Raw genomic sequence first — 22700 nt, forward strand, 5'->3', positions numbered from 1 at the left:
CCGCGCGGTAAACGAGCCACTAATCGCGCGACGAGACGCGTGGGAAAGGTCTGCTCGTGAAGAACGATAGAGCCGGCCCGCAGGCGGTTGGGGCGAGCCGCGCGCAACCGGCGGCGCTCTCGTCGCGCGCGTTCTTGGACGTTGCCGCGATTTGCGCGTCTACGCTCGAGGTAAACGAAGCGTTACCCCGCGGGGAAAGCGGCTCGTGTCGCGCTAACCGAGCTGCACGGCCGTGACAATGTCGGAGCGGGAGCGATGCTCTGCCCGGCAATCGTTGATGGCGGCGAGCAGCGCGTGCGGCGTGAACGGCTTGCGCAGACAGCGCGCGGCGCCGAGCTCCAGCGCCATCCGCAGGAAGTCCGGCGCGGGCGAGTTCAAATTCGCGAAGGCGTAGCCGGACATCGCGATCAGCGGAATGACCGGAGCCAGCTCGTGGAAGATCCGGATCGATTCGAACCCGCGCATGTGCGGCATGAAGATGTCGATGATCATCAGATCGAATTGCTTGTGCTCGAGGGCGCGCAGTCCGGCTTCACCGCCCTCGGCGATCGTCACCCGAAAATTGTTGCGCTGGAGGTAGACCTCGATGGCCATGCACACCATCGCGTCATCGTCGACGACGAGAATATGGCGCACATCGTCTCGCCCTAATTGTCCTTCCAGTTTCGGCGATTCATCAATTGAATCGTGGGGCATCCTTTCCCCTTTGCTTTCGATGAGAGGTGAAACGAACATTCTTGCGGAAGCAGTCGAGGCGACGCGCGCTGGCCCGATGGCCAGCGCGACTGCAACGCCGTCCGGCTCCTGAGGCCCCCTTGCCGCTTGTTCCTGCGCAATCGTTTCAGGACAGCCGCCTCGTCAGCGAACCAGTGTGCGCTTCTTAATTCCGCCGCAAATGAGACAGGCTGTCTGCCCTCTAACGGGTATATGGACGATGCCACAACCTTTAGGGTAGCATGTTCGCGCCGTGCAACTGAGTGACGAGGGCGGCGCCCAGCGTCCATCGAACCCGCCGGATTGACCTGCATGACCGTGAGCGGCCACCAGCCCAACCAACTGCTGCAACTGCTCGATGCGGCGGATTTCGATCTGCTGCGTCCGCACCTCGCGACGGTTGAATGGTCAGCAAGTCTGTCCTGGGCGAGGTCGGCACTGCGCCGAGACATGTCTACTTCCCGCATAGTGCTTCCGAAGGACAGACGATGGAAATTGCGATGCTGGTCCGCGACAGCGTCGTGCGGGCTGGCGCGGCGCTCGCCGACGGAGCCGCGGCGTGACGGGAGCACGATGCGATCCCTGTATGCCGACGGCACGCGGCGTCGACGCATCGCCAGGGCCGGACAACTTGTCTCAATTGCCAATATGTCCCGCCGCGAAGATGATGGAATTTACCCGCGCACGACGTAAATCCGCGCGTTGCGATTCCCACGTGCAAGGTACGGGGGAGGCAGCTTTGGAAAGCATGGCGCGTCCGTCCAACGGCTTCCTGTCGGCATTGTCGGCGGACGATTATGAATTGATCCGCCCGCACCTGCGAACTGTGGATCTGCCCCACGGAGCGGTGCTGGTCGAGACCGGCGAGACGCTCAGGCGCGCCTATTTTCCTCACCGCGGCGTCATCTCGCTGGTGGTTGAACTGGCCAAAGGCGGGCATGTGCAAGTCGCCATGATCGGCCGCGACAGCCTGCTCGGAACGCTCGCCATCGTGGGCGATGCGTGTGCGTTGAACACCGCGATCGTGCTGGTTCCCGGCGTCGCCTCGGCGGTGGATCTGGACCGCCTGCGCATGGCCGCCGACCAGAGCAGCGTCCTGCGCACGCGGCTCACGCGTCACGGGTTGGCGGTCTACGCCCAGGTGCAGCAGACCGCGGGCTGCAATGCCGCCCATCCGGTGGAGTCGCGGCTGTCGCGCTGCCTGTTGCACACTCATGACCTGTCGGGCGAGTCGCGCCTGGTGCTGACCCAGGAGACCATGGCGCAGATGATCGGGGCCCGGCGCAACAGCGTTTCGCTGGTCGCCAATTCCTTGCAACAAGCCAATGTCATCCACTACAGCCGCGGACACATCCAGATCACCAACCTCGACGGGCTGCGACAGACGGCGTGCGAATGCTACGCCGCCGTGAAGGCCCAGTACGACCGGCTGCTCGGCCCGCCCTGAACGCCGCGCTCGCCTGGTAAACCGCAGGCTAACGCCGGCCTGCAAACACCGGCCATCCTGCTACCGGAACTGAAATTCGAAGGCCGTACACACGCGACATGCCTCGCGCCGCGACGTGCCGCGCGACAACGAACCGGATCAAGGCAGGCAAGGCCATGTTTGACGTCACCGTCGCGCTCGCAAAGGCACTCGATGCCGAACCCGCGCGCGAGCCGCGCGCGTACGAAGCGCTGGTGCGCGAGATCGGCGAGGATGGTGCCGGCGAAGTGCGCGACGTGTTCTGGAGCGAGACCTGCGCGCGCCTGCAATCGTTCCGAACGCTCTCGCCTGCGCAGCACCACGCCAGGATCGCGCGCGAAGCGCATTCGTTGAAGAGCGCGGCCGGAACGTTCGGCTATCTCAGGCTCGCCGCACTGTCGCTGCGGCTGGAGAAAACCGTGGAAAGCCTCGGCGAGGCCGAATTCCGCGCGCTCCTGGATCTGATGGATGCGGCCTACGCCGCCGCGCACGCGCAGGAGCCGCAAGGCTAGCTCGCGTTAGACGTGCAACTTCGCGTGAAAAGCGCCCCGAACTACCGGCGCGTGCACTCCCGCCGTACTTCTACGGTTTGCGATTTTCACAGAAGGCTAATCATAGCTGGCGATAGTCCCGGAAAACCAGGAGGGTTTTCCATGTTCACCTACGAGACCGCAGACCAGAAGGAGGTTCGTCGCTTCCGGATCGCACAGTTCAACGGCCGAATGGCGACGGTGCAGGCCGGCGAGTCGACCGTGACCGGTTTCGTGCGCTCGGTGCTGGAGCAGGAATCGAGCATGCCTCCCCGCTGGACCATCACCATCATTCCGAGCGCGCCGAAGGAAGAGATCAAGCCGCTGCGTCCCGTCTCGCGCGCACGTCCGTTCGCGGAAGACTATTTCTGAGCGCCACGGATTTCCAAATTTTCTTGCCCGGCGGCGGCCAACCGACCCGGCTCAGTCGATCGAATGCAGCAGTGCCGCACGGACGAGGTCCGCGGTGTTGCGCGCACCGAGCTTGCGCATCGCCTCGGCGCGATGGCTCTCGAAGGTGCGCGGACTGATCTGCATGCGAAGCGCACCCTGCTTGTTCGAGTAGCCTTCGCTGATCAGCCTCAGCACCTCGCGCTCGCGCCTGGTCAGCCGCTTCTGGCCCGACGGGCCGAGCAGATCGGCGCTCGGCGGCCGCGGCTGCAGCACACGGGCGGCCTTCGATTCTGCTTCTTCGGACGGGCTCGGCAAGCCGCCCTTGGAGCCGCCCTTGGGCGGGCCGGCGAGCTGCTTGACCAGGCCGCAAACGCGCTCGGTCTGGGCCAGCGCATTCTCCACCACCCGCTGCAAATAGGCGCGATCGCCGGTCGCGGGGACGAGCTGATCGCTGTGGTGCTTGATCTCGCCCATGTAGAGCAGCAGCGCGGTCAGGGGGCCATTGAGCTCGCGGGCGATGGCAGCCGCCATTTCGTCGGCCGCATTGGCACGCAAGGCGCTCAGGCGGGCGAAATCGGGCTCTTCAGCTGAAGCAGCGCTGCTCTCGTGCCATGCCGACGGCCGCGAATCGGTGGCCGTATCATTCTGTGACCCCATGTCACTCGTTTAGCGGAACCGGGGCGGGTCTGTGATTAACTTTCTGCTCCGTATGACTACGGTGATTTAGGCTCTTTTACGCTGAAATGACGACTTCGGCACAATTTGTGCTTGCGCGGCGTCGCCCGCGACCATGCAACGGTTGAGTTTTCTGCCAAAATCCTGGGCTGGGAAGGGGAAAAGCTCGTCGGCGGCCGCCTTGCTCCGACATCCATCCCCCGGATTTTACGGATTAATTAACGGCGACTTGCTTCTCTAGGGAGGTTGAGAGCGCGCAAATGCCTCCACGCATTGGGTCCGCAAGCCCGCGGGCCACGCTGCGAAAGATTGCGTGCCATGGACGAGATCGACCGGCTATCGGAATTTCTGCAGAGGCTGACGCCGCTGTCGCGCAGCTGTCTGCTCAGCGAGCTCGAACGGCTCGAGCTGTGCGGCATCGACATGCCGGGTTCGGCCGACATCCAGGCCCGCTTGCGCGCCGAATTCCGCAAGGACGGATCGACCCAGGTGCGCGCCACCAGCCCGTCGCGCTATTTCTTCGCGCCGCTCGAGCTGCTGCTGATCGACGGCGCGCCCGAGCATGCCAATATGGGGCGCATCTCGCGCAATACCCTCATCCCGATCTGGGAATGGATCTGCCGCGACCTGCTGCCGACGATGGCGCGCGACTACATCAAGGCGATCGGCGACCAGGTCGCGGCCAACAACCCGAAGGAGGTCCAGAAGATCGCCTCGACCTTCCAGATCAAGGTCGTCAAGGTCCTCGAGAGCACCCTCGCCTCGCCCGAGAGCACTGATGCCGCGCGCGCCAAGCTCGGGCAATACACGGCCTCGCGCACCGCCTTCGACGACGTCTTGAAGATGCTGCATGTGTTGCGCGCCGGCGATGCACTGCCGAAGTTCAACGAGAAGCTGCCCGACAAGATCGCGAAGTTCGACGACGGCCAGGTCGCTCAGATCACCGCGCAGCTCGACGCCTTCAAAAAGGCCCATCCCCAGGCGCTGCCCTTCGCGCTGACGCTGGTGGCGCGACGCCTCAGGACGTCCTGGCAATTGGTGCGGCTTGCCACCCGAGCCGCTGCGAGCAAGGCCGCCGCAGACGTCGCCGCCACCCCCTATGCCTGCGTCGTTCACATGGTGCTCGACCGGCTCGACGACAAGCGCCTCGCGCTTCGTGTCGCACTCCGGCACAACCGGGTGCTGATCGCCCGCGACCTGCTCGCCGAAATCTACGACACCGAATATGCGCTCAAGGTCCGCATCGACGGCATCGAGCAATGCGAATGGGGCGCCCGCCTCCAGCAATTGATGGACGCGATCGCGGCGCTGGTCTCCGCCGAGGTGAGCCGCTTCCCTGCCAATGTCGGCCACATTCTCGGCTCGCGGCGGCTGCGCAGCCACGATACGCTCGGCGGCAAGCTGTCCTATCTGGCCTGGAAGGGACGCGACGCGATGCAGGACGGTGCGGCGGCGTTCCGCAAATTGATCGGGCAAACCTAAATCCGGTTCGGCCGCGAAAAACCACGCTGCGCCGCGCGACTAGCGCGGCAGGCACAGGAAGCGATCCATGAATCGCCCTGACAGCACGAACCTGAACCACCAATACATCATTCGCCGCATCGACATAGCTGTAATCCTCGACAGCCCTCCACCGGCTCGGGGGAGCTTTAGCGCGAGTGCGGCAACGCGCGTGTGATGTGCTTCACATTCTCGGCCGCCGACGCGGACCCGTTGTCGCAGAACTGTCGCGAGCGAAAGGCGGCGGTGCGCGCATCGCGGGAAGACGCAAGCGTGAAAGCCGCCGCTGATTCACGTTGCGCCGGCTTCATCGCCGCCTCGCGACAACCGCGCACGCGCGGGGAAGATTTCGTCGACAAATTAGCTCGAATTGCAGGGCTTAACGTTACTCAGATAATTCAAGAACGAAGTGAAGCTCTCCTTATTTGAACCCACGCTCCGCGTTTATGAAACCGTCACGGAACGGGAGTGGTGTACGATGAACGATGGGATGATTGAACTCGTCGGACGAAGGCCTGTGACCTTCGGACGGCGAAAGGTGACGCCGCGCGCCTGCGTGGCCGACAGCAAGCGTCACTTGCGCGCGTTCCTCAGCGAGATCCTCGAGGATCTCGGCTTCGTCACCTGCGAATGTGCCAGCGCCGAGGAGCTGAAGACGGTGCTCGCGAGCGAATTGCCGGACCTGATCCTGCTCGGCGTCGCCGCCGACGGCATCGAGCCGGGACGATTCCTCGAAGTGCTGGTGCGCGAGGCGTTTGCCGGCAAGGTTCTCGCCGTCGGCGCCCGCGACTCGATCATCGTCAAGGCCGTGCGGCAGGTCGGCGACGAATATGGTCTTGCCATGCTGCCGCCGCTGACCACGCCCTTTGCCGCGGAGACGCTGCGCGAGCGCGTTGCGATGCTGCTGCCGGAGGAGCCGGCGCCGAGCCCGGCCGTGCATGTCGGCGAGGCCTTGCATGCCGGCTGGCTCGAGCTCTGGTACCAGCCCAAGATCGACGCGCGCACGCTGGTGCGCAACGGCGCCGAGGCCCTGGTGCGGATGAGGCATCCGACCTGGGGCGTGGTGCCGCCGGCCTATTTCATCCCGGAGCCGCACGATCCGCATTTTCGCGAGCTGTCGGAGTTTGTGATCGATCGCGCCATGCAGGACTGGCACTATCTTCTGGAGCAACAAAGTCCGGTCGATCTCTCGATCAATCTTCCCGCCGCCTATCTCAGGGAGCCGCAGGCGGTGCGCGATCTCTGCCGCCGCGTGCCGACGCATCCGGCCTTCGGCGGATTGACGGTCGAGATCGACAGCGAGGAGGCGATCCGCGAGCTCGATTTCCTGGCCGAGGTCGCGCGCGAGGTCGGCCTGCACAATATCGGCCTGTCGATCGACAATCTCGGCGCCAACTGGCCGTCGCTGATGGACCTCGACAAGATTCCCTTCGTCAAGCTGAAGGCCGATCGGCAGTTTGTCACCGGCAGCGGTGGCGATCGGCTGAAGCGCACGGTGTGCCGTCACATCGTCGAGCTGGCGCAGACCTTTGGCGCGCGCGCTGTGGCGCAAGGGGTCGAAAGTCGCGCCGACCTCATCGCGGCGAGCGAGATCGGCTTCGATGTCGTGCAGGGCTTTCTGTTCGGCAAGCCGATGCCGCTGAAGAAGTTCGCGAAGGCCGCGCTGACGCGGACGGTGATGGGATGAGCGCGTTCGCTACGCCGTTTCCGCGCGGAGATCTGCCGTCGACCGCATCGCCGCTGGCTTGCTGGGCGCGCCGCTTTCGTCAGCCTGATCGAGGTGGAGCGCGAAGCCGCGCGCTCCGGGAGACTCGAGCCCGGCGCGGAGCTGCATGCTCGGAATGACGTAATCGCCGCCATTCTGGCGCCGATAGGGAATCGGCAAAGCCGTCGCGAGCGTTCTCATGCGCTCGCGCAGGCGTTCGGCCGTCGCGCCGAAAGCGGCTTCATCGAACCTGTCGGCCTGATAGGCCACGAACGGCGGCAGGACGTCATAGCCGGGATAATAGAGAATGCCGTGATTGATCGGAAACAGCAGGTCGTCGATCGGCCCGTTGACCCCGCGAGCGGAATAATGGTCCTGCCAGCCGCCGGCCGTCACGATCAGCATCGCGCGTTTGCCCGCCAAGGTCCCTTCGCCGTAACGGTCGCCCCAGCGCTTGTCGCTGTGCTCGCCGACACCATAGCCGAAGCCGTAGGCGAACACGCGGTCGACCCAGCCCTTGAGGATCGCGGGCATGCTGAACCACCACAGCGGAAACTGCAGAATCAGAGCATCCGCCCACAGCAGCTTCTCGATCTCGCCCTTGACGTCGGCGGTCAGCGTGCCCGCCTCGAACGCCTGCTTGGATGCCGCGGCGACCGCGAGACGCGCATCGACCGGCAGCGACGGAAAGTCGCCGCGGTCGACCTCGGACTTCCAGCCCTCGGCATAAAGGTCGGAGACCCGCACCTCGTGCCCCTGCGCCTCGAGCTCTCTGACGGCGACATCCTGGAGCGAGCCGTTGAGCGAGCGCTGTTCAGGATGAGCATAGACGATCAACACTTTCATGTTCGGGCACCATTGGATTGAGGATTGTGGCTCGGCAGATAGCGCGGTGGCCCGCGATCCGGTAGACGTAGCCGATGGATAAGATTGTGCCGGAAAATGGATAGGTCGGAGGTTACGCTCGAGCGCATGCGCAGCTTCGTGCGCGTCGCCGAGCGCGGAAGCCTGTCTGCGGTCGCGCGCGAGCTCGGGGTCGGCCAGTCCACGGTGACTCGGCACATTCGGGAGCTGGAGCAAGCGGTCGGCGTGCCGCTGCTCACCAGGACCACGCGCAGGGTCACCGTGACGGAGGAGGGCCGCAATTACTACGCGGGCTGCGTGCATATCCTGCGTCTGGTCGAGCAGGCCGGTGATGAAGCGCGCTCGACGCGCGGCGCGCCGGCCGGAACGGTGCGGGTCTCCTGCACCGCGGCGTTCGGCGTGCTCCACGTCAGTCGCTTGATCTTCGCCTTCCAGGACGCTTATCCGGAGGTGTCGGTCGACCTCAGCCTGACCGACGAGCGGATCGACCTCATCAGAGAGGGCGTCGATGTCGCATTGCGTTTGGGACCGCTCGCCGAAAGCTCGATGAAGCTGAAGTCGCTCGGGCAGTCGCGGCGGCTGCTCGTGGCCGCACCCGGCTATCTTGCCGCGCGTGGCCGGCCTGCGCGCCCGCAAGACCTCGCCAAGCACGAGGGCGTTCGGATGTCCAACATCGCCGGCAGCGATGTCCTCGTGCTGCAGGGGCGCCGCGGTGGCCGCCATGCGATCCCCTTCGAGGGGCGGCTGCGCCTTGATCACGGGCTCGCCGCGCGTGAGGCGCTCGCGGCCGGCCGCGGCATTGCGCCGGCGCATCTGTGGCTGGTCAGCGACCTGCTCGCGGACGGCAGCCTCGAACGCGTGCTGCCGGACTATTCGCCGCCGCCGGTGCCGCTGAACATGCTGATCGTGCCGGAGCGGTCCGGCATTGCGCGCGTGCGCCTCCTGGTCGATTTCCTCGCCGAGCAGATCGCGCGATTACCCGGGATCGAAAGGCCTCAATCCGGCAGGAAGTAAAGCGAACGGTTGCCCTCACGCAAACCGCCGCGCGAAGAAGACGCAGGCGACCACGATGGCCGTCGCGGCGATCATGCTGCCTGCGACCGGCTCGCCGAGCAGGAGACCGGCGAGCGCCAAGCCAAAGAACGGCTGCAGCTGCTGCAGCTGGCCGACGCGGGCAATGCCGCCGATGGCGAGCCCGCGGTACCAGAAGATGAAGCCGACGAACATGCTGAAGACGGAGACATAGGCGAGCCCGATCCAGGCGGGCACACTGACGCCGCTCCAGGTCGGCGGCCACGTCAACACCGCGAGCACCAGCATCAAGGGCAGCGCGAGCAGCAGCGCCCAGGAGATCACCTGCCAGCCGCCGAGGCGGCGCGACAGCGCGGCGCCCTCGGCATAGCCGAGGCCGCACAGCACGATCGCCGCGACCATCAGCAGATCGCCTTTTAGCGAGGCCGCGCTGTCGCCTGTGAGGGCAAAGCCGGCCACCGTGGCGCTGCCGAGACCCGCGAACAGCCAGAACAGCGGCTGCGGCCGCTCGCCGCCGCGCAGCACGCCGAAGATCGCGGTCGACAGCGGCAGCAGGCCGATGAAGACGATGGAGCGCGCCGACGTGATGTGCTGGAGCGCGAGCGCCGTCAGCAGGGGAAAGCCGACCACGACGCCGATGGCGACGATGGTGAGCGAGGCGAGATCACGGCGCTGCGGCCGCGCCTGCCGGAGCACGGCGAGCACCGCCGCCCCGATCAGCGCCGCGATGACCGCGCGCGCCGAGGTCAGGAACAGCGCCGAGAAGCCGCCGACCGCCACCCGCGTCGCCGGCAGCGAGCCGCTGAAGATGATGACGCCGAGAAGCCCGTTGCCCCAGCCGCTGGCCGAAGAGTGCATGTTGGTCTCGCTTGGTGGGGGCGGGTGAGCTGGTGCCGGGGCGGGTGAACGCTCCGCGTGAAGGCATGGAATAACAAAGGTGCGAAAACAACCCCATGCACAGTAGACGGGGGTTGCAAGATCAATGGGTTAGGTGGGGGGTGGGATGGAGTGCTGGTCGGACGGGGTTTCGGGAGCCAAAAAGTCGAGGGAGCGTGGTTTGACGCGCCTGTCCGGCGCGCCTTGGCGAGCCGACGAGATTGGTGGCGAGCGGTGTCGCCCATTCCGAATGACGTCTCCTGTCATTTGCTTCGTCGGGCAAAACAGGAGCATAGTGGCATCATCGCAGGAGGTCGGACAGGCAGAGCTTTAGCCCGGGTCTCTTGAAGGCGTTTGCCGCCGGACGGTGCGCGTTTTGTGCACTGTCACCGCAACATCCAGCACCCGCTCAGGCGAATTGAGAATAGCGCGAAAGCTGAAAGAAGGGTTCTGCCTGATAGGACGGATCGGTGGCAAGGCGAGCAAGCCTTTGCCCGATGGCGGGCGCGAATTTCGCACCGTGGCCCGAACACGCGGAGCAGACGATCAGGCGGGAATCCGGCCAGCGATCGATGATGAATTCCTCGCCCGCGTCTAGCAGGCGGTCGGCGGGCGCACTATTGGTGTAGAGGCAGACGTCGCGATCGATGATCGGCCCGGCCGCGCCGGGGACGAGGGCGGCCAAGGCTTCGCCGATCGGGCGGAGCTCGGCATCGGTGGCCTGCGGACCCCAGTCGTCGGGGCCGACCAGGGGCCCGTGGTTGTGAGGCGCAGCTTTGACGCCGCGCTGTTCGAAGTCCGGAAAGCCGTAGACGATGTCATCAGGACCTCGGTCCAGAATGAAGATCGGGAAACGACCGAGCGCCACAGTGTCGGGGCGGGCCGGATCGAACCAGCCGACCGCCTGTCGGGTCACGTTAAGCAGCGCGCCTAGTCGCGGGAGTGCGCGACCGAGCCATGGGCCCAGCGCCAGAATCGCGCGCTCGGCGAAGAACTCCTGGGTCGCCGTGCGGATCGACACGCCGTTGGGGTGCGGCGTGAAGCTCGCGCGTTCCGGAATCACGCGGTTCCCGGCGCGTGCGCGCATCAGTTTCATGACGACCTCGGTGTGCAGGATCGCGCCGCCGTCCTGCACGACGACGTCCCAGTCGTCAGGCAGGGTGAAAGCCGGAAATTCCTTGTTCGCTTGAGCCGCGGTCAACATCGGATCCGGCCGCCCTTTCGCGATCGCGGCCGCGCGCGAGGACGCCACCATGGCGGAGCCGGGGCGGCCGGCCTCCAAAACAGGGGTTTCCGTCAGAACCGTTTGACCGCTTTCGCTCTGCAGCCGGATCCAGCCGGCATGAGCCTCGTCGCTCAGACTGGTGTAGTTGGGGTTTTCGAAATTGAAGCGACGGAAAATGCGACATGACCCATGTGACGAGCCGCGATCCGAACCTGCTGCGACAGGGTCGAAGCCGAGCGCATCGACGCCGGCATCCAGCAATGCGTTAAGCGCTGCTCCGCCCATGAGCCCCAGACCCAGCACGGCGACTTCGCATTTTCGCATGAAGGCCTCGCGAGCGATGCTACGACGCAGCGATCATCCTGATGAATTCGCGTGTTGACAAGATCTGCGGGAGGGCGATTACGGCACGACGGCCTGCTCGTGGCAACCGCGTTGGCGCACGATCTGACGCTGGTGACACGCAATGATTGCGATGCTGCGGCGCTGATAGAGTGCACTGTCACCGTAACACCAGTTGCGCGGCCTACGCAGGTTCGAATTTTTGCCGCTGGACACTGCCGGTCCTAATGGACTTTCACCGTAACTCTGACGATCGAATGAACGTTAGGCTGGGGCCTATCCTCAGCTCGAGCTCGGCGGTTGAGCTCTCTTTGTTAGCAGACGTTATTGCCAGAGTTGAACGACAATTGGCTTTCAGATCTGCAAGTCGATTGACACATAGCGCGCGAACGCTTGCGCAGATCGGATGCTATGGAGTTTGTTTCCCCCGAAACTTCAACGACTAGTGCCCAGGAAAGGATAGGATGGATCGATTCACAACTTACTGATTATTATAGCGTTTTTCCAGTACTGCCAATTCGTTGCTACACAATCGCGTTGCATCCTTATAGTGTGCTCCTTGCTTGCATGGGTCTAAGGTAGCAGAACCTTGTCCGCCGTATAAGATTGCGCGGAGGGTTCCCGTCGCTATGGTATGCCCCTATTCGAGTATCTATTTCGCCCGAATCAAAAATGATGAACCGCGGATCGCCAGCTTGGATATTGATATTCGGCGTCGGCGCGCTTTTCGGCATCATGTGCATCGTCTCCGCCATGGCCGAATGGAAACTGGTGCCCGAGGGGGGCCAAGTTAAAATGGCCTATCACGAACTGATTTCCGTCCTCCTTACGGGAATCGGCGTCATACTTGCCACGCTGGCGCTCTTCATCGGCGCCCTTGCAGTTTGGGGTTATGCTCAGTTTCAATCGATGACACGAATGGCATCCGCCGAGCATTTAGAGAAACTGCTCAAGGATGGCCCTCTCCGCAAAGAGGTCGAGGAGATAATTATCAAACACGTGTCCGCACAGCTGAGAGCCGGATCACTACGAGAGATACTGGAAGAGCGCGTAGATCGGCAGTTGTTGACCAACGCGCAAGAGCGAGCTGGCGAAGATGTCTGAGCCCAAGCCGTTGAACCGAAAAGGCGATTCGAAGATATGGTGAGCTATGAGCTTTCACGCGTGGCTGGAGCGGAACGCGCAATCATTGATCCGTTCTTGAGCGATGCGCCTGTGCGCTTGTCGGCGCTCGCCTCGGCTCTCGGTTTGCGCGTCATCTCAGCCCAACTACCGAGCGGCATCTCCGGGGAAATCCGACCCGATCCCCAAACGCCAGCAGGCTTTTCCATTCGCGTTAACAAGAATGATCCAGCCCGACGCCAAAGGTTCACGGTGGCGCACGAGATCGGCCACTATCTGCTGCACCGCGATGAGATCGGCGATGGTATTACAGACGATGTATTATATCGATCGTCGCTGTCAGACAGTCGAGAAGCGCAAGCTAATCGGCTGGCTGCCGACTTACTGATGCCAGATCGCCTGCTCGCGTTCTGGAAGGATAGAGCAGCTAAACTTGGCGAAGAAGATGTTGTTTCGTTTCTCGCCGACAAATTCAATGTTTCAGCTGCCGCGATGAAAATCCGCCTAGGAATTGAGTAAACGTTTTTTGGGGGGAGACGGTTGGTCGATTTTAGCGAATTCTCGTATGTGCCAATCCTAGAGGTCCGCCCGTCGGAGATGACGGCGATGGAGGAGCTTGTCCCCGCCGACAAAGATCGTCTCTTGCCTCATATTACGCTGAGGCCTTGGTTGTCAGCTCATCACATTGAGCCCGTGATCGCCAAGATTGAAGCTGCGGTCGGGCATAGGGCAGTGATCGTTGATGTAACTCGTGATCCTTTCGTTTCGGGCGACGGCCGCAAGCCCGTTCACGACTCACTCGAGGCTTTGCGCGATCCAACGGATGGTTACGCAAGTTTTTACGCCTTCGTCGAGGACCACGAAAACTTCGTGCCCACACTTCAGCTAGCCTCTCGAAGAGAAATGCCGGCGCAGATTCTGAGAGCTCGTGCGCTTGGTCGAGGGATCGTAGTCAGATTGACGGAGCCAGGTTTCGGCGCCTCGGCTGAAATTGCCGAGCTGCTCGCCGGCATGGATCAGGAGGAGGTTTATTTCATCCTCGACTATCAGCGGCAGAATCGCGAACTCTTGGGCCGCGCCGCCGGAGCAATTGGGCTAATCAACGGGATTCGAAGAATTCTGCCTGAATGCTTTGTCTCAGTTTCGGCTTCAACATTCCCGTCAAGCTTTGTTGGCATTCATCGCCAAGAGATCTTTGAACGCCTCTTCTACGAAGAAGTGATCCGACATGTTCAAGCACGCAAAGTGATTTATTCTGACACAGGCTCAGTGAGGAAAGAGCGGCAAACGGGCGCGAGCGGCCCACCTCCCCCGCGCATCGACAATGCAATGCCACGTGAATGGGCATTCTTTAGAGTGGACGACGATGATCTTGATCGTGATGCGGCATACCAGCGAGCAGCTGCACGCGCGATACGCTCGGATGGGTGGGCGAACCTGGGAATTTGGGGCACGACCCAAATAATAAACACTGCAAACGGGGCCGCAGCAATCATCTCGCCACAACGCTCTACGGCTGCACGAATAAACATCCACCTACATCAACAAGCCAACTTTGGCGCGCTTCCGGCGCCAGACGTCGAGGATGATTGGACAGACTAAAACATTGGTTCCGTCGGGGTCCCTGCGCTGTTCGATATCGGCATGACCCAATCTCGCCAAAAGTTTTCTTCGGCTTCTTGGATGGAAGCAAGCCGCGTTCTCTGTTTGGTGAATCGGCTTAGGCTGGGAAGTGCATCCTGATGGATAGCCTGATCCCCCACCGCGTCCCAGAATGCGCGGCTTGAGGCGGCGAAATTTTTCCTGAATCTTGCGACTGCGGACTCATAAACGTCCTCAAGCTTCAGGCCGCTAGCCAACACGCTGCGCCTTCCCCTGTAGGCGCCATCAGATCTTCCCGCATTAGAGAGTTGGCGTAGCCGGGCTAGCGTGCAGAGATTTGCCAACGCTTCTGTTGTCTGGCCACGCAACACGCCGGCAGCGCTTTTCAGAACGAAATTGCCCGTCGGCTCAACCACCCACAATTCGACTTGGGCTGGAAGGAGCGCCGCGACCTTAGAGGCGTGTTTTTGGTCCACGACAAAGACGACGCGGTCGAAGCACTTCAAGTAGGCCTCGAGCTGCCAAGACAACCGTCTTAGCGTGTCAAACTTGCTTTTGAACTCTACGCCGACGAACTCGCCGCTCCAAATGGCTAGGTCGATCCTGCGGCCGGCGCCGCCGAGTGCGAACTCTGAAGCTAGCACTGAAGAGGCATTGAGCCGTCCCAAACGACGAAGGTGCTCTAGGAAAGCGCACTTCAGATGGGCTTCTTTCAGCAGCACGGCTTTCTCAGAATTGGAGGTAAAGCGCTTGCAATTCGGATCATGCATCGGAAATACCAAGGCTTTCTAAACGTCACCGATCGAGGGCTACGAATCTGCGATGACAAGGCCTCTCTGTAAATGTCGAAGAGGGCAATTTACAACAGCATTCTAGAGGCGCTTAAGGGAACCCGACAGATGAAGAGGCGCCCGGCGCCAATTGCATCCCGCCCTAATACAACGGCTCCTCGTACACCGGCTCGCCGTCGAGCAGCAGCCGCTTGATCGCCGCCCGTCCCGAGGGCAGCACGGCGGCGACGATGCGGAGCTTCTGCTGGTTGCGGGCGTCCTCGAGCTTCTTGCCCTCGCCTTCGGGCACGAAATAGCTTTCGAGGCCGTATTTGATCGGCAGCTTGTCGCAGAAGCGGCGCCGGTCGTCGCCACAGGATCCGCCGTAATTTCCGACGCGGCCGCGGATCAGCACTTCGGGCGCGGTGACGGGGACGGGCTCGGCATGCACCGAGACGGCCTGATAGAGCCCGTTCGCATTGGGCGCGAGCTTGACGAAGACATCAGGATGGCGCGCGTCCGCGACCTTGCCTTTGAGGCTGCCGGCCGCCACTTGCGAGATGTCGTAGCTGAGGACGACATAGTCGCCGCGCAGGAGATCGCGGGGATCGACCGGCTGCGTCTGCAAGGTGACCTCGACGCCTTCGCGCAGGATCTGCATGCGGTCGGCCACCATCAGCGCCAGCAAGGCAGATTGCAGCAGGACGGCGGTGCCGAACAGCACGGCTTTCGGGATGCGCTGCCAGAACGCGGTGAGCGAAGTGATCAGCCCTTTCATCGCGCGGCCCTCGGCAGCATGCGGTTGAGCGCGGTGGCAAAGGCGACGGCCGCGACGCCCGCCACGGCCAGGAAGGCCGAGCGGTGCAGCAGCGAGCCCTTCACGGCCCAGGTGATGCCCGCGACCACGCCGGCGATGCCGAGCCAGCCGGCGACGATGCGCGGGCGCACATCGTCGAGCATGCCTGATACGACGAGGCACAGCATGGCGCAGAGCAGCGCGGCATAGGCGAGCCAGGGCTCGCCCGCCGCAGGCGCCGGCCACAGCGGCGCGGCGAGCAGCACCAGGGCGATCGCGCCGGCCGCCAGCACTTCACCGGGGCGCCGGGTGAACGCGGCGGACGCAAGCGCAAGGATCACGCCGGCAGCGCCGCACAGGATCGCCCATAGCGGCTGGGCCGATGCCTTCGCGGTCCGCAAGCGGATGATGTCGTCGACCGTCGTCACCTCGAGGAAGGCGGCGGCAGCCAGCGACAGCGCGCCATAGACCGACAGCACGCTGCCGAGGCGGAACGCCCGCGGCGACGACGACGCGGCGATCGCAAGGCCCGCGCCGAACACCAGCGCCGCGCCGTTGGCGAGCAGGAACGACGGCTGGGCGCCATCCAGTTCGAAGCGAAGCGAGGTCGCGATCCACCACGGCAGCAGCGCGAGCGCGACGAGATGGGCCGCGACGCGCGAATTCCAGGCGAAGGCCGTTGCGGCGGCGACGAGCCAGACGATGAGGAACGGAAGATGCAGGATGTCGGGCGCATCATAGGTCCGCATGCAGGTCCAGATCGAGGCCGCGACGAGGCCGACCGCGAGCGCGCCGCGCGAGCCGGTCAGCAGGGCCGCGGCAAACGCGCCGATCGACCACAAGAGCATGCCGCCGGCAAAATCCTCGCCGAGATGATACATCTGGCCGACCAGCGCGATGCCGGCGCCGAAGATAATGGCACCGACGCTGGCGCAGAGATCGGCGAGAACGCTGCGGCCGCGCGTGGCAAACCAGGCGCCGAGGCCGCCGGCGAGGACCATGCCGGCGATCAGGATCGCAAACCGCACGAGGCGCGCGATCTCGGTCCAATGCGCCGCCACGAAGGCGAGGAACGCGGCGGCGATCAGGAGACCGCCGAGGATGCCGACGACCACGGCGATGCTGATGCCGGGCGGAAGCGGCGGCAGCGCAGTGCGGATGGCGGCGGCCGCCGCCGGCGCGATCACGCCGTCGGCTTCCCATCGCGCAAGATCGGCTTCGAGGCGCTGCCGGTAGGATTTGTCGAACATCGTCCTGGGATCACCTGGCGCCCGCCGGATGGCGGGGCAATGCTAGGTCGGATCGTGCGGGCGATGGGTTCAAGCTCCTGCTCGCGGCGGGGCTATCGCATAGGGCTCCTTGCGCGAGCTGAGCGCGCGCCTCGTCCTTCGAGACGGCGCTGACGCGCCTCCTCAGGATGAGGCTAAGCGGGCATCGGAGCCCGCTGAAACCAGCGCCACGCACTCGGTCCTCATCCTGAGGGCCCGCCAACGGCGGGCGTCTCGAAGGATGGCCACAAGCGATATCACTCTCGTTTGCGATGACTCCCCTCCCCGCAGCCGGGCTATTGCGCCGGCGCAGGAATGCGCCGCAGGACGTCGTCATAGGGTGCGAGGTCGAGATAGGCGGTGACCTCCGCCGCCTTGCCGTCCTGCATGAGCAGGATCCACGCATAGCTGTTCGCGTAAGGCTTGCCGTCGCGCGCCACGCCGCTGCCTTCCCAATGCGCGATGACGTGGTCGCCATCAGCAAAAATCCTCACGGCTGTGGGACGGACCGGTGTCGACAACCGGCTGGCGAACGGGCGGACCGCGCGATCAATGAAGACATCGCGGCCTCGGAATTCGCCGGCGCTTGGACCGGATCCCCTGATGCGCCAGACCACGTTGTCGTGCAGCAGGTCGTTGAAGAAGGTGGTTCCTCCCGCCGCCCAGCGATCGAAGGCGTCGGTGACGATCCGCTTGTTGTCGTCCTGCACCGAATTGGCCTGTCCGCAAGGTGCGGCCGTCGTCAGGGTGGAAGCCGTGACGATGACCGCGTAGACGCAGGACGCAAGTGCGCGATTAAGCAGGGTTGCCATTGGTGTCTCCCTTTCTGGTGCAACATGTCGTCTGCCCCGAAGTGATGCACGCGCCATTGGTCGCGTTGTCGCTCGGCCTAGCCGCGCCGCGCGACGGCGGCGCCGCCGAAGATGAGCTGCTCGACCATCGGGCGGCGCAGGAAACGGCCGGGAAAAATAGGATCGGGCGCGGTGGCCTGGTCGAGGCGCGCCATGTGCTCAGGCGACAGCGTGATTCCGACCGCGCCAAAATTGTCTTCCGCCTGCTCCAGCGTGCGGGCCCCGATCACCGGCGCAGTGACCGCGGGATTGGCCAGCGTCCAGGCGATCGCCACCTGCGACGACGTCGCGCCGAGCTCCCAGGCGACGGATCGCACCGTCTCGGCCGCCTCCAGCGACCGCTCGTTGAGCAGGCCTGATGACGCGATGATCGAGGCGCGTGTCGTTCCGACGGCGCTCTCCTGGGAATCCCTGAGATCGGCCCTTGTGTACTTGCCGGTGAGCACGCCGCCGCCGAGCGGCGACCAGGGCAGCACGCCGAGGCCAAGAGACGCCGCGAGCGGGATGAGCTCGTGCTCGACGGTGCGCTCGACCAGATTGTATTCGATCTGCAGGGCAACGAAGGGCGAGCAGCCGCGCAGGTCTGCCATCGTCTGCAGCTGCGCAATGCGCCAAGCCGGCGTGTTGCAGATGCCGACGTATTGGACCTTCCCGCTGCGCACGAGATCGTCGAGGCCGCGCATCACCTCATCGGGCTGCGTCGTCGCGTCCCAGGCGTGGAGGTAGAGCAGGTCGATGCGGTCGGTCTCGAGCTGCCGCAGGCTCTGCTCCACGGAACGAACCATGTTGAGCCGGTGGTTGCCGCCGGAATTGGGATTGCCGGGGTCGCGCGCCATGGTGAATTTGGTGGCGAGCACGAGACGCTCGCGCTTGCCGCGGGCGAATTCACCGACCAGGCGCTCGGACGCGCCGTTGGTGTAGTTCACCGCGGTGTCGATGAAATTGCCGCCGCGGTCGACATAGAGGTCGAAGATCCGCCGTGCCTCGGCGGCATCGGCGCCCCATCCCCACTCGGTCCCGAAGGTCATCGTGCCCAGGGCAAGGGGAGATATGCGCAGGCCGGAGCGGCCGAGCAGGCGGTATTGATCCAGCGACGTCATCAGAGCCTCCTTCGTATGGCCCGGAGATAGTCCCCGGTGAGGGGTAGGAGAAGTTGGCCAATGATGACTGGGGTGGTAAACATAACTAACCAATGACCACCGACCTGAACCTCGTCGCCGTTTTCATCGCGGTCGCGGAAGCCAAGAGCTTCCGTGGCGCCGCCGAGCGGCTGGGGGTGACCCGATCCGCCGTGAGCCAGGCCATCCGGCGCATGGAAGACCAGCTGGGCGTAGCTCTCGTGCAGCGAACGACGCGCAGCGTCAGTCTGACCGAAGCCGGCATGCGCTTGCACGCGCGTGTGGCGCCGGCGGTCGCCGAGGTCGAACAGGCGATCAATGGCGCCCGCGACCGGGACGCGCAGCCGACCGGGCAGCTCCGCCTCGCCGTCTCATCGATCGCCGAGCGATTCATCCGCGGCCCGTTGCTGGCTGAATTCACGCAGGCTCATCCCGGCGTGCAGGTCGACGTCACCGTGACCGATGAGGAATTCGACATCGTGGCCGAGGGCTTTGATGCCGGCGTCCGGCTCGGCGAAGTGATCGAGCAGGACATGATCGCCGTGCCTGTCTCGGGCGACCAGCGCCAGCTGGTCGTGGCAGCTCCCGCCTATCTGGAGCGGTTCGGCGCGCCCTCGCACCCGCGCGAGCTCTCACAGCATTGCTGCATCGGCTGGCGGCCGGCGCCGCACGTCGCTCCCTACCGCTGGGAATTTGCGGAAGGGGGGCGCGAGTTCGACGTCGCGGTGGAGCCGAGGATCACGACGAACGACATGTGGGTCATGGTGCGGACCGCCTGCGCGGGAGGCGGCCTGACATTCGGCATGGAAGAGACGTTCAAGCCGTATATCGAGCGAGGAGAGCTGGTATCCGTGCTGGAGGAATACTGCCCGTTCTTCCCCGGCTTCTTCCTCTACTTTCCGGATCGGCGGAATCTTCCGCCGAAGCTGCGCGCGCTGGTCGATCACGTGCGTTATCGGCCGGGCGGAAAGCGCTAGCGTCTGGATGAAGCGAGGCTCGATCGCTGCAAGGACGAAGGTGCGCTCCCTCTCCCGCTTGCGGGAGAGGGCCGGGGAGAGGGTGTTTCCGCAATGGGATAGCCCCCAAGAGGAGAAAGCCCTCACCCGCGCCTGCGGCGCGACCTCTCCCGCAAGCGGGAGAGGTTGCACCGAGCCGGTGGCGATCGATTCCTAAGGCCAGTCAGCTCTAGTTTGCCTTGATGCCGGCCTCGCTGATCAGCTTGCCCCATTTCGCGCTTTCGTCCTGAATGAAGCGGCCGAACTGCTCGGGCGAGGTCGGCGCAGGCTCCGCGCCGAGAGTCCGGATCTTTTCCGCCACGACAGGATCCTTCAGCGCCTTGGTGAAGGCATCGTTCAGCCGGGCGATGACATCCGCAGGCGTGCCGGCGGGAGCAACGAGCCCGAACCAGCCGACGGATTCGAAACCGGCAAGGCCGCTCTCGGCCAGAGTCGGCACATCGGGCAGCGACGCAAGGCGGCGCGCCGAGGACACGCCGATCGCGTTGAGCTTGCCCTCGAGGATCAATTGTCGCGATGCCGGAATATCCAGCACCGCGAAGGGGACGTGGCCCGCGAGAACATCGACCGCCGCGGGCGCCGTCCCCCGATACGGCACCAGCTCCATCGCAATCCCGCTTCTGTGCGTGAACAGCGCGGCGGTCAAATGCATCGCCGTCGAGTTGCCGCCATGCCCGATCGACAGCCCACCCGGCTTCGCCTTGGCGAGCGCGATGGTCTCCGCAGGTGTGCGCGCCGGGATGTTCGCGGATGCGACCAGCACGAAGGGGATTTCCGCGAGCAGGGTGATGGGCGCGAGATCCTTCAGCGCGAACGGCATCGCGGCATTGAGGTGCGGATTCACCGTCAGCGCGCCGGCCGGCGCCACGCCGAGCGTATAGCCGTCGGGCTTTGACTGTGCGACCGCGGCCATGCCGATGTTGCCGCCGGCGCCGGCGCGGTTCTCGATGACGAGGCCCTGCTTGAGCTCGGCGGTGACCAGCGGCTCGAGCGCGCGGATGACCGTGTCGGCGCTGCCGCCGGGCGGGAAGGTCACGATGATCTTGATCAATTGCTCGGGATAGGCGGCTTGGGCCGCCAGCGGCAACATCGCGAAAGAAGCGGCCGTCAGCGCGGCCAGGATGCGGCGTCTTGCAACGTGAAACACGGTCTCCTCCTTGCGATTCTGTTCTTGTAAGTCGGTTTGTTCGTCGTCTTACGCCGCAGCGCCAGTGATGCGCGTCAGCAGGCCAACCGGGTTCTCCGGCGCGGACTGCCCGCGCCAGGCGATGTGCTGGTCGGGCCGCGCCAGCACGAGCTTCTCGGCATAGGCGCCGTTCGCCTCCTCCGGCGCAATGTCGACCAGCGCGAGCGGCACGCCGCGCGCCCTTGCAGCGTCTTGCAGCTGCGTCACATCGATTGCCGGATCGAAGCGCAGCAATGTGTAGCCGGGGCCGAAGGCGTCGTAGAGCGAGCGTCCGTCGCGCAGGAACAAATGCGGCGCGCGGGCGCCCGGCACGGTTGAGGGCGTGAAGCTGCCCATCGCGTAAGGCGGCGGCGTCTCGCCGTCATAGGCGATGATCGGCGAGGCGTCGTAATAGTAGCCGAAGTTGAGGCCGGCGCAGCAATATTGCTGCACGTTGAGATCGTAGGCGGCTTTCGCCAGTGCCGCGCGCGCCGCGTGGCCGCGCGGCGTGTCATCCTCGATCTCGGCGGACACGCCGCCGCGCTGCGCCATCATCTTCATCGCATGGTCCATCGCAAAGCGCGACACCTGCTCGGTGATGGGCTGGCGCTCCGCCTCATAGGCATCGAGAATCGCAGCCGGCGCCCAGCCGTTCAGATGCGCCGCCAATTGCCAGCAGAGATCGACGGCGTCCGCAATGCCGGCATTCATGCCGTAGCCGGCATAGGGCATCCACAGATGCGCGGCGTCGCCGCAGATGAAGACCCTGCGGTCGCGGAAGCGGTCGGCCACGAGGCGCCGTCCGACCCAATCCTCCTTGCTGAGCACGCGGTATTCGAAGCGCTCGTCGACGCCGAGGATGGCACGGATGGCCCAGTCGCGATCGACCGAGTCGAACTCGGGCTCGTCCGGCTTCAGATGATTGTGGATCAGCCAGCGGTCGTGGCCGTCGATGGCAACAACGGTGCCGGAGCGGCGCGGATTGAGCGAGAGCACCATCCAGGCCGGCTTGTGCGCCCCCATCAGCTCTTTCAGCTGCGGCGCTTCGATGAAGGTCGACTGCACGCGCTGGATCACCGGCGTGCCGGACAGGCTGGCACCGATGGCTTTTCTGACGAGGGATCGGCTGCCGTCGCAGCCGATCACGAAGCTGGCTTCGATGCGGAGCGAATTTCCGCTGTCGAGATCGCGCGCCAGCGCGACGACATGGTCGTCGTGCTGCGCGATGTCTGTGATTTCCGTGCGCGCCAGGATCTTGATGCGTGATTGCGCCGCGGCATGGCTGAACAGGATCGGCTCGAGATAGACCTGGTTGATCCGGTGCGGCGGCTCGGGCGTCGGCCACCAGGTGTCGGGGCCGCCGGTCGCGCTGTAGCGGCGCGCGCGGGAGGGAATGTCGATGCGGCAAAGCTCGATCCCGGTCGCCGTGGTCCGATAGGAGCAATCGTTGGGAAAGTCCGCAGGGAGCCCCGCATCGCGTAAGCGGGCGGCAATTCCGAGCCGCCGAAAAATCTCCATCGAGCGCGCCGACACGTGATTGCACTTGACGCTGGGCGGATCGCCGGCGTGGCGGATTTCCGCGACGACGACGTCGATTCCGCGCGATGCGAGATCCATCGCGGCGGTCAATCCGACGGGCCCGGCGCCCACCACCAGCACTTGCGCTCTCAT

At 64.4% G+C, this 22700-nt stretch carries 23 protein-coding genes; 11 read left to right on the forward strand and 12 right to left on the reverse strand.

The features are described from left to right. Positions 1-213: 213 nt before the first annotated feature. Positions 214-696 (reverse strand): response regulator, encoded by a 483-nt coding sequence (locus ABIA45_RS26745; RefSeq protein ID WP_404654400.1) that lies wholly within the window; start codon positions 694-696, stop codon positions 214-216. 422 nt (positions 697-1118) lie between these two features. Here ABIA45_RS26745 and ABIA45_RS26750 point away from each other — a divergent pair, with 422 nt between their 5' ends. The 4 genes from ABIA45_RS26750 (at position 1119) to ABIA45_RS26765 (ending at position 3081) form a co-directional block, all read left to right on the forward strand. Continuing rightward, positions 1119-1277: a hypothetical protein gene (locus tag ABIA45_RS26750; RefSeq protein ID WP_271543676.1), complete on the forward strand. Its 159-nt coding sequence runs from the start codon at positions 1119-1121 to the stop codon at positions 1275-1277. Positions 1278-1462: 185 nt separating this feature from the next. Continuing rightward, entirely contained in the window at positions 1463-2161 is a 699-nt protein-coding gene (locus ABIA45_RS26755) for a Crp/Fnr family transcriptional regulator (protein ID WP_404546389.1), read from the forward strand. A gap of 155 nt (positions 2162-2316) precedes the next feature. Continuing rightward, entirely contained in the window at positions 2317-2691 is a 375-nt protein-coding gene (locus tag ABIA45_RS26760; protein WP_271543674.1) for an Hpt domain-containing protein, read from the forward strand. A 141-nt stretch (positions 2692-2832) separates the two neighbouring features. Then, complete coding sequence (locus ABIA45_RS26765) at positions 2833-3081, forward strand: hypothetical protein (RefSeq protein WP_157286442.1); 249 nt, start codon at positions 2833-2835, stop codon at positions 3079-3081. A 51-nt stretch (positions 3082-3132) separates the two neighbouring features. Here the strand turns inward: ABIA45_RS26765 and ABIA45_RS26770 are convergent, their stop codons facing one another. Next, the gene (locus tag ABIA45_RS26770) at positions 3133-3759 is read right to left on the reverse strand and encodes a LuxR C-terminal-related transcriptional regulator (protein WP_404654402.1); all 627 of its coding nucleotides are present in this window, start codon (positions 3757-3759) and stop codon (positions 3133-3135) included. Between the two features lie 336 nt (positions 3760-4095). On the opposite strand from ABIA45_RS26770, the gene ABIA45_RS26775 reads away from it, so the two are divergent. Next, the gene (locus ABIA45_RS26775) at positions 4096-5259 is read left to right on the forward strand and encodes a hypothetical protein (RefSeq protein ID WP_404654404.1); all 1164 of its coding nucleotides are present in this window, start codon (positions 4096-4098) and stop codon (positions 5257-5259) included. A gap of 496 nt (positions 5260-5755) precedes the next feature. Then, positions 5756-6964: an EAL domain-containing protein gene (locus tag ABIA45_RS26780; protein ID WP_404654405.1), complete on the forward strand. Its 1209-nt coding sequence runs from the start codon at positions 5756-5758 to the stop codon at positions 6962-6964. A gap of 9 nt (positions 6965-6973) precedes the next feature. Here the strand turns inward: ABIA45_RS26780 and ABIA45_RS26785 are convergent, their stop codons facing one another. Then, positions 6974-7828, reverse strand: a complete 855-nt coding sequence (locus ABIA45_RS26785; protein WP_404654407.1) for an NAD(P)H-dependent oxidoreductase — start codon at positions 7826-7828, stop codon at positions 6974-6976. 96 nt (positions 7829-7924) lie between these two features. On the opposite strand from ABIA45_RS26785, the gene ABIA45_RS26790 reads away from it, so the two are divergent. Beyond that, complete coding sequence (locus ABIA45_RS26790) at positions 7925-8860, forward strand: LysR family transcriptional regulator (RefSeq protein ID WP_404654409.1); 936 nt, start codon at positions 7925-7927, stop codon at positions 8858-8860. A gap of 15 nt (positions 8861-8875) precedes the next feature. Here the strand turns inward: ABIA45_RS26790 and ABIA45_RS26795 are convergent, their stop codons facing one another. Together ABIA45_RS26795 and ABIA45_RS26800 are read right to left on the reverse strand one after the other, a co-directional pair. Continuing rightward, the gene (locus tag ABIA45_RS26795; protein ID WP_404654410.1) at positions 8876-9736 is read right to left on the reverse strand and encodes a DMT family transporter; all 861 of its coding nucleotides are present in this window, start codon (positions 9734-9736) and stop codon (positions 8876-8878) included. 427 nt (positions 9737-10163) lie between these two features. Continuing rightward, the gene (locus ABIA45_RS26800; RefSeq protein WP_404654411.1) at positions 10164-11282 is read right to left on the reverse strand and encodes an FAD-dependent oxidoreductase; all 1119 of its coding nucleotides are present in this window, start codon (positions 11280-11282) and stop codon (positions 10164-10166) included. Positions 11283-11993: 711 nt separating this feature from the next. Here ABIA45_RS26800 and ABIA45_RS26805 point away from each other — a divergent pair. The 3 genes from ABIA45_RS26805 to ABIA45_RS26815 are packed head-to-tail and all read left to right on the forward strand — an operon-like array spanning position 11994 to position 14045. Further along, positions 11994-12425, forward strand: a complete 432-nt coding sequence (locus tag ABIA45_RS26805) for a hypothetical protein (RefSeq protein WP_404654412.1) — start codon at positions 11994-11996, stop codon at positions 12423-12425. A gap of 36 nt (positions 12426-12461) precedes the next feature. Continuing rightward, a complete protein-coding gene (locus tag ABIA45_RS26810; RefSeq protein WP_404654413.1) occupies positions 12462-12962 on the forward strand; it encodes an ImmA/IrrE family metallo-endopeptidase in 501 nt (166 codons plus the stop codon). A 48-nt stretch (positions 12963-13010) separates the two neighbouring features. Continuing rightward, positions 13011-14045 carry a hypothetical protein gene (locus tag ABIA45_RS26815; protein WP_404655759.1) on the forward strand — a complete coding sequence of 345 codons (1035 nt, stop codon included), beginning with the start codon at positions 13011-13013 and terminating at the stop codon, positions 14043-14045. On the opposite strand, the gene ABIA45_RS26820 is transcribed toward ABIA45_RS26815, so the two are convergent. The 5 genes from ABIA45_RS26820 to ABIA45_RS26840 form a co-directional block, all read right to left on the reverse strand. Further along, positions 14042-14815, reverse strand: a complete 774-nt coding sequence (locus ABIA45_RS26820) for a sce7726 family protein (protein WP_404654414.1) — start codon at positions 14813-14815, stop codon at positions 14042-14044. The genes ABIA45_RS26815 and ABIA45_RS26820 overlap by 4 nt on opposite strands. 163 nt (positions 14816-14978) lie before the next feature. Continuing rightward, the gene (locus tag ABIA45_RS26825; protein ID WP_404654415.1) at positions 14979-15593 is read right to left on the reverse strand and encodes a GDYXXLXY domain-containing protein; all 615 of its coding nucleotides are present in this window, start codon (positions 15591-15593) and stop codon (positions 14979-14981) included. Next, positions 15590-16861, reverse strand: coding sequence for a DUF2157 domain-containing protein (locus ABIA45_RS26830; protein WP_404654416.1), 1272 nt, complete (start codon positions 16859-16861; stop codon positions 15590-15592). Before ABIA45_RS26830 ends, ABIA45_RS26825 begins: the two co-directional genes overlap by 4 nt. A gap of 314 nt (positions 16862-17175) precedes the next feature. After that, positions 17176-17691 (reverse strand): nuclear transport factor 2 family protein, encoded by a 516-nt coding sequence (locus ABIA45_RS26835; RefSeq protein ID WP_404654417.1) that lies wholly within the window; start codon positions 17689-17691, stop codon positions 17176-17178. A 77-nt stretch (positions 17692-17768) separates the two neighbouring features. Continuing rightward, positions 17769-18830, reverse strand: coding sequence for an aldo/keto reductase (locus ABIA45_RS26840; protein WP_404654418.1), 1062 nt, complete (start codon positions 18828-18830; stop codon positions 17769-17771). A 92-nt stretch (positions 18831-18922) separates the two neighbouring features. Here ABIA45_RS26840 and ABIA45_RS26845 point away from each other — a divergent pair, with 92 nt between their 5' ends. Further along, complete coding sequence (locus ABIA45_RS26845; protein ID WP_404654419.1) at positions 18923-19825, forward strand: LysR family transcriptional regulator; 903 nt, start codon at positions 18923-18925, stop codon at positions 19823-19825. Positions 19826-20033: 208 nt separating this feature from the next. Here the strand turns inward: ABIA45_RS26845 and ABIA45_RS26850 are convergent, their stop codons facing one another. Together ABIA45_RS26850 and ABIA45_RS26855 are read right to left on the reverse strand one after the other, a co-directional pair. Beyond that, the gene (locus tag ABIA45_RS26850) at positions 20034-21011 is read right to left on the reverse strand and encodes a Bug family tripartite tricarboxylate transporter substrate binding protein (protein ID WP_404654420.1); all 978 of its coding nucleotides are present in this window, start codon (positions 21009-21011) and stop codon (positions 20034-20036) included. A 48-nt stretch (positions 21012-21059) separates the two neighbouring features. Continuing rightward, positions 21060-22700 (reverse strand): FAD-dependent oxidoreductase, encoded by a 1641-nt coding sequence (locus ABIA45_RS26855; RefSeq protein WP_404654421.1) that lies wholly within the window; start codon positions 22698-22700, stop codon positions 21060-21062.

This window comes from Bradyrhizobium sp. USDA 336, from assembly GCF_044908355.1.
Taxonomy (GTDB): Bacteria; Pseudomonadota; Alphaproteobacteria; order Rhizobiales; family Xanthobacteraceae; genus Bradyrhizobium; species Bradyrhizobium yuanmingense.